Source organism: Synergistaceae bacterium (assembly GCA_031267575.1).
Classification (GTDB): Bacteria; Synergistota; Synergistia; order Synergistales; family Aminobacteriaceae; genus JAIRYN01.
In genome coordinates this window covers 12,735-27,136 of sequence record JAIRYN010000008.1, presented here as the reverse complement: position 1 = coordinate 27,136, position 14,402 = coordinate 12,735, and the positions used below count along the sequence as shown (strand labels likewise).

Sequence of the window (14,402 nt, the reverse complement as noted above, 5' to 3'; positions counted from 1 at the left end):
ACAGCTTTTCTACCTCTTTTCTACCTCGATTTCATATGGGCGGTGCACTGCTTGATATCATCCTTAATATCATCCTTAATATTATTCTCGATATCCAAATGCGGCAGGCATTATACCGGAGCCGTGAGACCTTTTGCCCTGACGTCTCAGAGGAAAAGCGTCCCTTATTTGAAGGTTTCACACCCTAATTTTTCGAATTTTTCGGCTAAAATACACTGAAATACAGTTGAACGGATTGAGCGATGAGATAAAAAATAGGCAATGTGAGAGAAAGTGAAAGAAAGTAAAAAAAGTGAAATAAAGTAAAAAAAATGAAAGAAAGTGAAAGAAAAAGATGCGTAATATCTACTTTTACCTTATCGTCATTTTTTATGTCGCGGACTTTATTTGGGAGGAGGTACTGTCGTACCTGAACCGGACGCGAATGAGCCCAACCATGCCGAAGGAGCTGGAGGGGATATACGATTCTGTGGAATACGCCAGACAGCAGAAATACCAAAAGGAGAACGACCGCTTTGAGATGATTTCCGGTGGATTCTCGTTTGTGGTCGGTCTGCTGATCCTGTGGTATGGAGGCGCGGGATGGCTTGACACGTTTCTTCGAGGGTATACCGGCAACACTATTTTGCTGCCTCTGGTGTTTTTGGGAACAATATCCATTGGGGTGTGGATTATGGGCATCCCATTCAATTGGTACGACACTTTCGTCATAGAGGAGAAATTCGGCTTCAACAAGACGACGCCTCGGACGTTCGTGGCGGACCAACTAAAAGCGCTTGCGCTCGCGTTGGTTCTGCAGAGCGTGCTAATAGCGATCATCGTGATTGTTTACCAATATGCTGGAGATTGGTTCTGGCTGCTGGCGTGGGCTGCCATCGCCATTTTGACGCTTACGATCACGTTTTTTTACTCCGAGTGGATTGTCCCGATCTTCAACAAGCAAACACCGCTTGAAGAAGGCGAGCTTCGTTCCGCAATCGAGGCTTTCGCCCAAAAGACGGCTTTCCCCATTCGAAATATCTACGTTATAGACGGCTCCAAGCGGAGCGCAAAATCCAACGCCTACTTTACGGGTTTTGGGAAGAAGAAGCGAATCGTTTTGTACGATACGCTGATTAACGACCTGGCGGTGGAGGAAATTGTTGCCGTGCTCGCGCACGAGATCGGCCATTACAAAATGCGGCATGTGATCTTCATGATGACGATTTCCTTGGGTGTCACGGGGTTTATGCTTTGGGCGCTGTCGATGTTCCTGGAGAATCCGGAGATAGCGTATGCGTTAGGAGGAGCGGTTCCGTCGTTCCATTTGGGTTTGGTCGGTTTTTCCCTGTTGTACACGCCGCTGTCCAATATACTGGACTTCGCGACGCATTTTCTATCTCGCAAACACGAATACGCGGCCGATAATTTCGCCGACGTTTATGGAATGGGTGACGCGCTCATTACGGGACTCAAAAAAATCTCTTCAAAAGCGTTGAGCAACCTCACACCTCATCCGTTTGTCGTTTTCTGGTCTTACTCTCACCCAACGTTGCTACAAAGAATGCGGAATATCCAAAACGTACGGTCTGGGTCTGTGAACGGTCGTTAGCCTCTATTGCAACTAATAAAATAAACTGAATGCAACTAATAAAATAAACTGAACGCAACTAATAAACGCGACCAATAAACGCAACCAAAACGGGAACCCCTCAAAAAAGAAAGGGTTCCCGTTTATTGTCACGTCATTATTATACCGGACTCCTTATCGGATCTCCAGGTTCTCGCCTACGGAACCTACGAAACGGATATCGGGGTCGTACATGCCCTCAGCCGCCAGAGGGGGAACAGCGAAGTTCCCTCGCGTGACGGCTCGCATCGTAAACTTGTACTCGGTCGCCTGGGTCAAATGGTCGATGAAGATCAACAGGCGGTCATCGCGCGCATCATAATGGACACCTTGAGTTTCTTGTTCCTCTTCCTCTTCGTCGCCTCGCAGGCGCGGGTTCTCCAGTTCCAGGCCTCCCGGCAGAAGATAGGAAATCACCACGTCGTTAAGGGGTAAAGAAGGGCTGAGAGTCAAGGTTGCCAAAATCTCTGTTCCCTGCTCCAATGGCGCGGACAAGGGCAAAGTCTCTCCCTTGCGGTTCGCCCAGTGACATTCCAGAATCAACCCCTTGCGCTCTGGAGACGGGGCCTTCGATGGCATCCCCGTGACGCTCCAGGCATAGTACCCTCTTCCAGTCCCCATGACGCTCAATGTCAAAGGAGAGGCAGGCAAATCCGCCACCTCCAGCGAAGTTTTTTCACCGCTACGGAACGAGGCGATTTTTTTCTCTTCTTTTTTCTCTTCTTCTTTCTCTTTTCCTTTCTCTTCTCCTTCTTCTTCCCCATATTTTAAGACACCTTCGAGCTGGCTTTTCTCGTAGCCTGCCCGAGTCACATAACGCGCCAGCGCCATGGTCACGGTCGCGTTTTCCTGGGTACTATACCATTGGTTCTGCTTTCCCCAGTTCAGAAGCGTTTGAACGAGCTTCACCGCTTCGGGAGACTTGGGCTCAATCTCCGCCCAGATCGAAAGCAACTGCGCCGCGTTGCGCACGTTGGACTCCAGGGTTTCGTACAGGGCTTCCGGCTCCAGGAGGTCGCCGTTCCAATTCCCCAATTCCCGCAGAACGTCCGCCTTGCCCTCGGTGAGAGCATAAGCGCCGGCTAGCCAAATCCGTCCAGAAGGCCACATGAATTCTTTGTTTTCTCCCAGGTACTGCATCCAGCCCAAAGGCTTCTCTCCATTCAAAGCCAGCACGTAAACGGCATAGGCCTTGGTGGTGAAATCGTCTCTCTCCCGATATTTGTACCCGCCACTACCAGGCATGGAGGCCAGGAATTGCTTCAGCCAGTTAACCGCGCTGACCAACATTCCCTCCGGGTAATCCACACCGGCTTTTCGAGCCTCGACCAGAAAATGCGTCGCGTAGACTCCGCCCCAGTTGTAGGGGGTGGCGTCTCCCGGCCATTTGGCGAAGGAGCCGTCATAGAGCTGCATCGACTGAAGGCGGGTAAGAGCGTAGTCCGTCTTGAGCTTGACGGCAGTGCTGTTGACCAAAAGCGGGTCAATCTCGGCAATAGCGTCGGGCAAAACCAAGAAAGGCCACGCCGAGGAGAGGGTCTGCTCCAGGCACCCATAGGGATAACTCGCGAGAAAACTGGTGGCTTTCGTCAGGTCCACCAAAGGCGTGTCAGAAAAGACCAGTTTTCCCGTGGTTGCCCCAAGAAAAGAATCTTCTCTCACCTGGATTCGCGCGTCGCCGCTTGCAAAAGAACCTGAACCGGACAAAGTGATCACCGGGTAAGGAGAACGCACCGGCATGTCGATGCGCTGTTCGTAGACCTTATCCTGTCCGCCTTCTTGCCACAAGGTTTTCACAACGTAGACAGCCTCTCCCGGCTCCAGAGCTTTCAGGGTCACGGCCCATTTACGGGATTCCCCTGCGAGAACTGTTCCCGTCAGCTTATAGGGTTGGCCGGTATTGGTTTCGTTAGGTTTATCGGAAGCTTCTAACAAAAGCTCTCCTTCCGTCGAAAGCTCGACCGTGATGTCCTTCGGCTCCTCGCTGGAGTTGAACACCGTCAGGGGAACGGTAAAAGCATCGCCCGGCGCAGCGAAACGGGGAAGATCCGCCTCTGCGACAATATCTCTGGCGATTTGCACCGTCTGCTGGGTCACTCCAAAGCGAGGCCCGGACGTGGCGACAGCGAACAGGCGGCCACGCCCGCTGAACTCCGGCAGGTCCAGCTCCACTTTGACGACACCGCTGACGTCCGCCGAAAGCAGCCCGTCAAACAGGGAGAGGATCTTGAATCTTCTAGCCTTGACGGCCGCGCCAGCAAAAGCATCCAGTGCCATACCTCCTGATGGATGCAGCAGCTCCGTGTTTCGGGACTCCAGCGGCATCAAGAGATCGTAGATGTCATAACCTTCCGAGTTGATCTGCCGCTTGCCCAAGAAATGATCCAGCAGGTCCGGTACTTTGAAGTCCGTCAGCCGCAGCACAGCATCGTCCACCAAAGCCAAGGCCACTTCACCTTTCGCTGGCATCCCTTGAACATCGGTCAAAGTCAGGGTTATGGGAAGTTTGGTCGCCGGATCGACCTTATCGGAAGCCGTTAGTTCCACGTTCAAGCGAAACGTGCTGGTATCCACTTTCAGCACCTTGACCCCGACAGCCCGATGAGAACTCCAGGTCTCACTTTCCGTCACGGGACGAATCAGCCAAACAGTACACCAAGCGTTGGGGGTCATTTTCGCGGTGACCGGGAACTCTACCACGGTGTCCGCACTATCCACGCTCAGAATTTTGCGTTCAATGGGTCCCATGCCCTCCACGCCGAAGAGCAAGAGCCCTTTAAAGGGCGCTCGTAACGTGGCCTTCGCTACATCGCCTACTTTGTAAAGTTCTTTGTCCAAGTCGATCTCAACCCGGTCCAGCAGTTGAGAACCTCTATCCGCGTAGGAGGGATCGTTAGTGTAGAAGCGGATGGAAGCGCTGACCTTATCCTTGCCATCCTGGACCCGGACCACGTAAGTACCCCACCGCGGCGGTTTGAAGGAGACCGTTCCTACTCCCTCCGTCAAGGAGACGGTTTTACTTTCGATCTTGTTGAACTCCTCACTGCTCTGCCATCGAGTGTAGCCATCCAGTTCCACCAGGTTGTAGTTCCACCTCACATGATAAAGGGTCGCGGTGAGTTTGCCGGGGTCGGCAGGCTCCTCCTTCGGTGTGAGCGCCGCCACTCGGAATGTCAGGTTTTTACCTACCAACAAGTTCTCCTCGGGCGCGGCCAGACCCAAAATCCAAGGCAAGGGATAGAAGGGCAGGACCATTCCATCGGAAACCCAGCGTCCCCCTTCCTCCATAACGCGCCCCGTTATCGACACGTCCACCACGGGAACGTTCCAGTTGTCAGGCAGAGTCAGCGAAAATCCTCCCTCTCCCTTTTCATGCAGGTTATCGCTTCCTGCCTCGTCGGTGATGCGAGTAAATTGCCGCGCCTCGTCCTTGAAAACATAGGGAGCCCATTTGCTCTGTTTGGGCGTGAAAACACCTTCCCTGGCGCTCCAGGTCGACTCCCACCTCAACCCCGTGCCGTCCGCACCGAAGAGGTAGCGAGCGGAGATATCAAAGCTCGCCTCCTGGTCGGGGAACAGGCTTTTGACGTCTGTGTTTAGGTGAACCTCAATGCGGGGTGGAGCGAAGTCCTCTACACTGAAGCTCATGCTCGCCAGAGGTCGGTCCTCGTTGCCAGGGATGAAAAGCGCGACGTTCCACGCGCCAGTGATGGCGTTGCTTGGCAATTCCAGATTGAAAAGCGCTCCGCCCTCTTCGCTCAGAAGCTCGATTCCTCGCTTTGCCGCGCGGCCCAGAGGATCATGGACGACGAACAGAACGGGGAAGGCATCGGGAGTAGACAGGTCGTGGTGCCGGACAACAGCTTTGAAAGAAGCTTCTTCGCCCGTGCGGTAGATGTCTCTGGCGGAAAAAATCGCGGCGTCATAACCCTCCCTCAGCCAGGGACGACCAGAGGTGTCGAAAGTCTCCTGGGATAAAAGCCCCCGGGTCAGCTTCACGAAAGTGACGTCCTGCCCTTTGGAAATCGTGGCGAGGTAGGGGCTTCTGCTCTGATCCTTCTCCCAAAGGGTATCGCGTTGCAGATGCCACACGCCGTCCGGTCCAGTCTTGCCTTCGGCCAATAACTGGTTCGCGTTGCTGTAGACGCGAACCTCAGCCCTCTCCACGGGTTCGAGTCCCGAAAGGGTATTGACCCACATCAGGATTCCATCCTCCCACAGGCGAGCCACCGCGCCCAAATCGCTCAGGTTCACGATCTGGTCACGTTCGTTCCAATAGGTGCCGGGGATCGAAAGCGACAGCAAAAAGAGCCCGCGGTTCTCGTTTCCGCCTTGATCATTACTCAAGAGGTCATCCAGGGAAATGCCGCGGCGCGTTTTTTCGTTGAAAGGAAGGGAGAGTTGAAACTCTTTGCTGGCCACGCGTCTGGCCAAGTCTCGCTGAAAATACGTGTACTCGCCCCGCATGAGGTAGGGAATGTTGTTTTCGTAGAGCCGCCAGAGATCGATTTTCAACTTTGAGATATTGACCAACTCCACTGGAACTAGGCCACCCGCCACAGGCGAGAGAAACATCCCCGGAGCGGGGAGCTCGATGGATGGCTCCAGGTCCGGCATGATGACGGCTTGAGTGTGGTCTTCCTGCAGAACGGAGCCATTTTGGGAAGGCAGCCCTTTTTTGAAAGTGAAAGTAAATCGCTCCCGCGGCTTGAAGTCGCCGCGAATGTTGAAGGACCCCGCGTAATAGGAATCGATGGAAAAAGGAATTTCCGGTTCTACTTTGATAAAGCTCTTCACACTCTCGTCGAAACGGACGCTGCGACTTGTTCTGACTTGCACGTGGGGTCCCTCGTAAGAGTTTCTGCCATTGAGGCTCTCGATCCTCAGAGTGGGACTGAGCTTAAATTGGTAAGTTGATGATTCCGTCAATCCTAAATCCCCTACTTCGCCGGTGAGTCCTTTGATCACGCCTACATTCAGAAAAACCATTTCGTCAGAGTTGCCAATATAAGCCATAGCATGGAGAGTTTCTGACGCTGTTCCAGAAAGGTGATAGCGTATGTTGCTGCCGCGTATGTCCTGAGGAGGGGGACTATTGGAATAAAAGCTGTTGATGGAGAGAAAACCGCGCAGGCGAGTGGGGGAAACGGGTATATTAAAGTCAAACTGGATGTCCGCCTCTCCGTTGCGCGTCCCGACCGCGCGGACAGACAGAAGTTTTAAGGGGTCGGTCTGGAAAACGTATTCCTCTCCCTTGATCTCGTTACCTCTTGAGGTTTTTAGTCCCTCTTTGATTTTGGCGGTATAGGACGTGGCCATTTCCAAGGGGGCCAAGAGCGACGCTGAGAAGCGCTGTTGATCCATCCACTTACCCTCGGCCTGAATCGCGGGGGTTACAGTGAAGGGAAAATCAGCGATACCCAAGGTTTTACCCACTTCTCTTTCCTCGACCATCTTGTCTTGAAAGTCGATGTCGAACGTGACGCTATTGGAAACTCTCCCCATAGGAGCGAAAGAGACCGCTTTTGTCTTTACTTGACCTAAAGGCCACAGCCTCATAGACGACGCCTCCGCGCCCAAGGTGAAAACGAGGCCAAAGCAAAGCCCCCACAAGATCGAAGAGAGCCACCTGCTCCTCAGTGGAGCGTTTCGCGTCGGTTTATCATCCATAATCTTCCCTCCTATCAATTCAATAATCGTGATATCGAATCTATGATATCGAATCTATAATGGATTATAGACGATGTTTAGTAGGAAAGAAGGAGCTCATTGTCGTTACGGGGTATACCGAAACGTTAGGAGCTTATCTTGAATCCGCTTTTGAGGATGCTCTTTTCCTAATTTTGACTCGATAAAATTCGCAGGCTCAATTTTGGCTACGCAAATTTTGAATTTCCCTCACAGTCAATCCCGTAATTTTGGAAATCAAGTCGGGAATCATTCCCTCGGCCAACATCGAAAGCGCCGTCTCCTTTTTACTTTCAAGTCTTCCTTCAAGTTTTCCTTCAACCACTCCCCATTCATAAGATTTTCGTTTTAGAACTTTTTCCACTATAGGCGTTTTTATCGGCATGGATTTCACCTCCTCGAACACTTCATCTATTTCCTTCTCGAAATCCTCTAGAAGTTTTTTCGCGCTCAGGCTGCTTACTCCTTCAATAAACTGACTCACCTTATGACGCACTTCTAGAGAATACCCTCGGCTCTTCAAGAGACGCAACATTTCTCTAGCGTACTCAAAACGCCTCTTTTCACTCTTCCCAGCCTTCAGCATCCGCGAGGCCGCTAGCACCGCTAACGCTATCGGGTTGTCCGTCATTTTCAAAAGATGTTCTTCGTCCATCTGATCGATAAAAACAGTACGATAATCATAGGTGTTCCGAGACTCGAAGCATTGGGATTCATACCGCAACTCTTCGGATTTTCCTTTGGGCGTGGTACGTATCGCCAATGCCGTAAAAGGACGTCCCATACGGAGCACGATCAGACAGGAGTACTTATACATCCTCACATGAAAAGTTTCGCCGCGAATTTCGCCTTGGAGTTCCACGTGAAGGAGCACGCAGATCTTCTTTCCTGTCTTCAAGGGCACATCCACTAGAAGATCCAGGATTTTCTGTCCTCTACGCACGCCGGGTATACGCAGCTCCTTGTTCAGAAAAACAGGTTTTTGACTGTGGTCACATGCCTGATAAAGAGTCGGATAAAACACCTCAAGCGCCGCATAGAAAAAAGACTCCAAGAGTTCTTTCCACAACAGATCGAAACGAATTACTGGCTTCTTTTTTTCGCGTAACGTTTTTTGTCGCATCATGAAATGATTATAACTCAAGCCTTTATTGAAAGAATAGTTCCCCCTTGACAACCAAAAGATTCTAGATTAATATGCTCGATAATCCTATTGTAGCATTGTATACAATATGATAATAATAAAAATTATGAAGCGAGTGTGCAATGATGTTCGTCCCAGATGCCAAAAATGAACGAAACAACCCTAAAAGCCAGAGCCTAGGACTTTTGCATAAGAGCCTCGTACAGACGATTGTCGAGAATATCGAGGATCGCATTCTCTGTGGAGAGCTTCTACCGGGAGAACGGCTTACGGAACAGAGTATGTGTGAGCTTCTTGAGGTCAGCCGGTCTCCTCTGAGAGAGGCGTTTCGCATTCTCGAAAATCAGGGGTTCTTGGAGAACAAGGCACGTAAGGGAGTTTTTGTGGCGAAGCTCAACCGCAAGGACGCCATCGATATTTACGTTATACGAGCGAACCTCGAAAGCCTCGCTACTTTTCTCGCGGTGGAGAAAAATGGCCCCAAGCTGGCCGAAGACCTTCGCCCCCTCCACGAGAAAATGAAACAGTCCGTAACCGCTCAAAATCTCGACGAATACCAGCGATACAACGCTCAGTTCCACCAAACCCTCATAGCCGCCTGCGGCAACGACATCCTCGCGGATATGCTCGAACGCTTCGACAAGCAGACTATGAGGTACAGGCTGAGGATTCTCTGCAACGAAGGTCGCCTCGAAGAATCCCTCAAGAACCACGATGCCCTCATCCGATCGATAGAGGTTGGAAACGCCGCCGCCGCTGAACAAACGCGCAAGAAAGCAATCCTGAACAATATAGCTTTGGTCGAGAAGACTTTCGACAACGACGAGGAGGAAAAGAATCTCAAATGAGAATTGACGTGGAAAAGTGCGTTGGTTGCCGCGCTTGCTTACCCTACTGCCCCGTGCATAGCATCGCGATAGGAGAAGAAAAAGCGCGCATCGATGAAGAAGAGTGCGTCGAGTGTGGTGTGTGCCTGCGGGTCGATGTCTGCCCCAAAAAGGCGATCTACATGCCCAAAGAATCCTTCGAGTATCCCAGGGCCATCCGAATGCAGTTTAGCGACCCTGGGGTCCAGCATCCCAATCTCAAAGCGTGGGGACGCGGCACCGAGGAGGCCAAGACCAACGACGTTACGGGCAAATTCGGACGCGGCGAATACGGTCTGCTTTTGGAGTTCGGACGCCCAGGAACCGGGACGAGGCTCACGGAAATCGAGAAAGTGGCAAAAATTGTCCGCGAGATGAACATATCGATACTGGAAGATAACCCACTCTACGGTCTCCTGGAAGAAGACATGTCGGGCAAGGTCAAACCTGAGTACGTCAACGAGAAAATCCTCTCCGGCATTCTCGAAATACGCATCGACAGACCGGAGGATCTGGAAAAGATTTTGGGACGCATTCTCCCCATCCTGAAAGACCTGGACACCGTGGTGTCCGTTGGGCTTGTGAGCCGCTTCGATGACGACGCCACGCTTCCCGTCATCGACCGATTGAAAAAAATAGGCTTGTCCGTGCGTCCAAACGCCAAAATCAACGTCGGTCTCGGACGTCCAATTGTAGACAGATAATAAGGAGGCGCGAAGAACATGAGTCACTCTTTACACCGCTTTGGTTCCGCCGAAAGCCTCAAAAACGACTTCTGCATCTACACGCGCGCGGCCAAAGGCGTCAATCGCGACAACTGCGGCGACAAGTTGCGTAAAATCCTCTCGATTTACATCTCTGAAAACCCGGATAACTTCGGCTCCAGCCACGCCGGGAAAAGTTTTGTAGCGGGGCTGAAACCCGATGAATATGCCCAAACTCTCGACAACTCCTACGGGATCATCGCCAATTTCGATGACGCGGAGAAGGTCAAAGGCGTCCTCAAGAAAGCGAAAGAGGCCGACGTGGGTATTTCGATAGTGGTCAGCGGATTGATCGACGACGTGGTGCAAATTGCCCACGATTGTGGACTCAAGCCTCACACGGCCTCCCTATCCCTGGGGGTCTTCGGCAAGACCGAAAAACTGCCGGGAGAAGTGACCACTCCCGCTCTGAACGAGGAAGGGGCTCCAGAAAACGAAGTCCTCGAAATGGTGACCATGTGCGGGCATTCATTGATCGCCTCCAATTTGGTGAAGGATGTGATCGAAAAGGTCAGAAAAGGAAAGCTATCCCCGGAAGATGCGGCCATTGTGATCGCCAAACCCTGCACCTGCGGAATCTTCAACGTGACCCGTTGCGCCAGGCGCCTCAAGGAAATCCTGGCCAGAGACGGATCAGCCCAAGGAGATAAAGTCAAAAAGGAGACAAAGTAAAATGAGCGCCGCCTCGGCTCCCCTCATCTTGACACCAGCGAAAATCGGCCCGGTAGAGATACGTAACAGGCTCATCACTTCCTCGATGTGTCTTTACTTTTCAGGCAAGAACGGGGAAGTGACGGACAAAATGATCGCGTTTTTCGAGAATCGTGCCAAGAGCGGAATGGGCGCGTTCATCCTTCCAGCCAACCCTCATGGCGACAACAAGCGGGCGCGAGGCTCTCTGGCCGACGATTCCCGCATCCCCCAGTGGAAGCCGCTGCTAGACGCCGTGCACAACGCGGGCGCCAAGGTTTTCTGTCAGATACATCCGTCAGGCATCCAGTTCGGCCGTAAGGAATTTAAGAGCGAGGCCTCGCCTTTCGAGTTAACGACTGAAGAACTCCAACAGATCATCGAGTCTTACGCGGTTGGGGCATTGCGCGCGAAAAAAGCGGGGTTCGACGGAGTGGAAATTCATGGCGCCCACGGCCACGAAGTGGCTCTCCTGCTCTCGGAACTTCTGAACACGCGAACCGATCAATACGGCGGAAGTTTGGAGAACTGCGCTCGATCCGTACAAGAGATGATCGTGCGCATGAAAGAGCTTTGCGGTCCAGAATTTCCTGTCATATTACGCCTCAGCGGCGAGGAGCGCATTCCTGGAGGGCGTGAGCTGCCGGCTTCCCTGAAAATATGCAAAATCATGCAAGACGCGGGAGTGGACGCCATTCACGTCTCCTCTGGAATGCCGGAAAGCGAGGAGTGGGAATGCCCACCCTCGGAGGTTCAACAGGGACATCTCGGATGGATGGGCAAGGCCTTGAAAGAAGGGCTGAAAGTCCCTGTCATTGTCGTGGGCCGCGTGGTAGATTGGGAGGTGGGCGAGCGCATGATCGAGAACGGCGAGGCCGACTTCATCGCCGTGGCCCGCACCTCTTTGGCGGAAGCGGATTGGGCCGGCTCCATATCCCATCTGGCCAAGGGTGAACTTTACCCCATACGCAAGTGCATCGGCTGTAATCAAGGTTGCCGCACTCGCAGAGAGCAGAACAAATCCATGGCCGCCTGCCTGCAAAACCCCATACTGGGGCGTGAAGAGCTGATCCACATCACCGAGGACCTGAAGGATAAAAACCTCGACATAGCGGTGGTCGGCGGTGGAGTGTCCGGTCTTGAGGCCGCCAATATCTTATCGAAGCGCGGGGCTCGAGTGACGTTATTCGAACGTGGAAACAGACTCGGCGGAACCTTTTACTGGGCCTCTAAAGCCCCGGGCAAAGCACCCTACACCAATGTCATCGACTATTACGAAAAACTTCTTCCCTCCCAGGGGGTTAAAATCCTCCTGAATTCAGAACTCGACGCCATACCCCAGGGAAATTGGAACCTCGTCGTCCTGGCGACGGGAGGGAGCCCTATCGTTCCTCCAATAGCGATCAACAAAAAAATCAAAGTCTGGAGCGCCCTTGAATTCATTGAACGGGGAACGTTCAACGCTGACTGCTATGTCATCGTGGGCGATGGAATCGTTGGATACGAAGTTGCGGACGCCATTATCGAAAAGGACAAAAAGGCCATCATCATTGGCAACGACCCCCGGGAACAGGTTGCCACTCTGGGTGTGGCGCGCTGGCACTTCATGGAGAAGCGTTTCGCAGAAAAGGGCGTCATGCTCATCCGGCACAGCACAGTCCAGAGTATCGACGCGGCAGGTCTCACCGTGAAAGACAAGGAAGGAGCAGAGCGCCATGTCGCCATTAATGAACCCAATGGCTCCTTCGAGTGCGTTCTCGCGTGTGGTTACAAACCAGCCACGCCGGAGGATATTCAAAAGTTTCAGGGAATTGAGATGATTATAGTTGGCAATGCCGAAAAGTCCGGCGACGCTATGGACGCGATACACGACGCCTTTGAAAAGGCGCTTGCCGTTAGTTTTTGAGGCGCAAAATGCCCACGGAAGCGGAAAAGATTCTGGCGAGGGGATGCGGACGGGCGCGAACTCAGGCGGGGGAAATCGTCGAGGTCGAGGTTGACCGTGCTATGGTTCATGACAACAACGCGGCGCTTGTCATCGAGAACTTCGGCAGGATATCTGGGGCTTCCGTAAAGCATCCGAACAGGGCCGCGTTTTTTATCGACCACCACAGTCCATCGACCACGGTGAAGGCAACCCTGCATCACGATTTGATGAGGCGATTCACTAAAGAGCATGGTATAGAGCGCTTTCACGATTGTGGCTGCGGCATCAGCCATGTCACGATGCTGGAAGAAGACTTGGCGCGTTCGGGAGAAATCGTCGTGGGCACGGATTCCCACACCACTGGCGAGGGAGCGAGGGGAGCGTTCGCCACGGGCATAGGCGCGACGGAAATGGCGGCGGTTCTAGTGACGGGACGAATATGGTTTCGGGTTCCTGAGACTATTTGTGTGATCTTCGAGGGAACTTTGCCAAAAGACACCTGCGCACGCGACTTGATGAATTGCGTTCTGTCGCGCTTTGGGCCAGAGGGGGCGAATTACCGCTCCGTGGAGTTTCAGGGAGACGGCATTGACGCTCTGTCCTTTGACGACCGCATCATGTGTTGTGTCATGAGCATGGAGATGGGAGCGAAGAACGCGATGTTTGTTCAACATCCCGACCAACATCCCGACCCGGACGCGGAATACGTTAGAACCGAGCGATTCGATTTGAATGGCATCGAGCCCAACGTCGCGGTTCCGTCTTCACCAACCAACGCTTGGCCTCTTTCCGAGATAGAGACGCAAAAAATACGCATCAACCAGGCTTTTATTGGCTCCTGCACGGGCGGCTTACTTAGCGACATCGAAAAAGCCGCCGGGATTTTGCGTGGTAAGAAGGTCGCGAAAGGTGTAAGACTTCTCGTGATTCCGGCCAGTAAGAAAATTTACGGTGAAACCCTTTCCCTGGGTTATATCGAGGCGTTACACGACGCCGGAGCGATCATCGGTTCTCCGGCGTGTGGGGCATGTGGCGGGCACGATGTCGGCATCTTGGCGAAGGGCGAGGTTTGCGTCGCCAACTCGCCCCGCAACATGAAAGGAAGAATGGGCGCGGGGGGAGCGATCTACCTTGGAAGCGCCGCGACCGTGGCGGCCTCCGCAATGGCGGGTTACGTGACGGCGTACAAAAGCGACTCCAACGGAGGTTATGACTGATGAATCGCTGCTGGAAGCTGGGCGATAACGTAGCGACAGACGAGCTGCTACCCTTTCAGTACATGACCCTGACAAAACCGTCGGAGTTGGGGCTTCACATCCTCGAAAACGTCCGCCCTGGGTTAGCGGCGAAGCTCTCACCGGGCGACATTCTGATCTGCGGAACCAATTTCGGCTGCGGATCCAGCCGCGAGCACGCGCCCCTGGCTCTGAAGGGAGCGGGAATTGGAGCGGTCGTAGCCAAATCCTACGCGAGGATTTTTTTCAGGAATTGCGTCAACATAGGCTTACCCGCGGTGGTTTGCCCCTCCGCGAGCGAGGAGATCGAGGAAGGCGAATCCGCAACGCTGAACCTCACAGCCGGCAAGATAGAGACCCACAGCGGCAAAAAATTCACCTTCGAGCCATTTCCGCCGTTCCTTATGGAATACCTCTTGAACGGCGGTCTCATCAACACACTGAATCAGAGCCGAAATATCTGAACGTCGTAAGTCCCT

At 52.9% G+C, this 14,402-nt stretch carries 9 protein-coding genes; 7 read left to right on the top strand and 2 right to left on the bottom strand.

Annotation, left to right across the window (positions count from 1 at the left end):
- The first annotated feature begins 334 nt into the window (after positions 1–334).
- Positions 335–1,591: a M48 family metallopeptidase gene (locus tag LBJ36_00975; GenBank protein MDR1377614.1), complete on the top strand. Its 1,257-nt coding sequence runs from the start codon at positions 335–337 to the stop codon at positions 1,589–1,591.
- 153 nt (positions 1,592–1,744) lie between these two features.
- Here the strand turns inward: LBJ36_00975 and LBJ36_00970 are convergent, their stop codons facing one another.
- Together LBJ36_00970 and LBJ36_00965 are read right to left on the bottom strand one after the other, a co-directional pair.
- On the bottom strand, positions 1,745–7,279 hold the full coding sequence (locus LBJ36_00970; protein ID MDR1377613.1) for a hypothetical protein: 5,535 nt from the start codon (positions 7,277–7,279) through the stop codon (positions 1,745–1,747).
- 196 nt (positions 7,280–7,475) lie between these two features.
- Positions 7,476–8,423 (bottom strand): hypothetical protein, encoded by a 948-nt coding sequence (locus LBJ36_00965; GenBank protein MDR1377612.1) that lies wholly within the window; start codon positions 8,421–8,423, stop codon positions 7,476–7,478.
- A 140-nt stretch (positions 8,424–8,563) separates the two neighbouring features.
- On the opposite strand from LBJ36_00965, the gene LBJ36_00960 reads away from it, so the two are divergent.
- The 6 genes from LBJ36_00960 to leuD are packed head-to-tail and all read left to right on the top strand — an operon-like array spanning position 8,564 to position 14,387.
- Positions 8,564–9,289, top strand: coding sequence for a GntR family transcriptional regulator (locus LBJ36_00960; GenBank protein ID MDR1377611.1), 726 nt, complete (start codon positions 8,564–8,566; stop codon positions 9,287–9,289).
- A complete protein-coding gene (locus tag LBJ36_00955; GenBank protein ID MDR1377610.1) occupies positions 9,286–10,011 on the top strand; it encodes a 4Fe-4S binding protein in 726 nt (241 codons plus the stop codon). Before LBJ36_00960 ends, LBJ36_00955 begins: the two co-directional genes overlap by 4 nt.
- 18 nt (positions 10,012–10,029) lie before the next feature.
- Entirely contained in the window at positions 10,030–10,743 is a 714-nt protein-coding gene (locus LBJ36_00950; GenBank protein ID MDR1377609.1) for a hypothetical protein, read from the top strand.
- Between the two features lies 1 nt (position 10,744).
- Positions 10,745–12,667, top strand: coding sequence for an NAD(P)/FAD-dependent oxidoreductase (locus tag LBJ36_00945; protein MDR1377608.1), 1,923 nt, complete (start codon positions 10,745–10,747; stop codon positions 12,665–12,667).
- Positions 12,664–13,905, top strand: coding sequence for a 3-isopropylmalate dehydratase large subunit (locus LBJ36_00940; GenBank protein MDR1377607.1), 1,242 nt, complete (start codon positions 12,664–12,666; stop codon positions 13,903–13,905). The genes LBJ36_00945 and LBJ36_00940 overlap by 4 nt, the downstream gene beginning before the upstream one ends.
- Positions 13,905–14,387: a 3-isopropylmalate dehydratase small subunit gene (leuD, locus tag LBJ36_00935; GenBank protein MDR1377606.1), complete on the top strand. Its 483-nt coding sequence runs from the start codon at positions 13,905–13,907 to the stop codon at positions 14,385–14,387. The genes LBJ36_00940 and leuD overlap by 1 nt, the downstream gene beginning before the upstream one ends.
- Positions 14,388–14,402: the final 15 nt, after the last annotated feature.

Excerpts from the sequence above, each read along its gene's own strand:
- LBJ36_00975 (MDR1377614.1), top strand. The coding sequence starts at position 335 with ATGCGTAATATCTACTTTTACCTTATCGTCATTTTTTATGTCGCGGAC.
- LBJ36_00970 (MDR1377613.1), bottom strand. The coding sequence starts at position 7,279 with ATGGATGATAAACCGACGCGAAACGCTCCACTGAGGAGCAGGTGGCTC.
- LBJ36_00965 (MDR1377612.1), bottom strand. The coding sequence starts at position 8,423 with ATGATGCGACAAAAAACGTTACGCGAAAAAAAGAAGCCAGTAATTCGT.
- LBJ36_00960 (MDR1377611.1), top strand. The coding sequence starts at position 8,564 with ATGATGTTCGTCCCAGATGCCAAAAATGAACGAAACAACCCTAAAAGC.
- LBJ36_00955 (MDR1377610.1), top strand. The coding sequence starts at position 9,286 with ATGAGAATTGACGTGGAAAAGTGCGTTGGTTGCCGCGCTTGCTTACCC.
- LBJ36_00950 (MDR1377609.1), top strand. The coding sequence starts at position 10,030 with ATGAGTCACTCTTTACACCGCTTTGGTTCCGCCGAAAGCCTCAAAAAC.
- LBJ36_00945 (MDR1377608.1), top strand. The coding sequence starts at position 10,745 with ATGAGCGCCGCCTCGGCTCCCCTCATCTTGACACCAGCGAAAATCGGC.
- leuD (MDR1377606.1), top strand. The coding sequence starts at position 13,905 with ATGAATCGCTGCTGGAAGCTGGGCGATAACGTAGCGACAGACGAGCTG.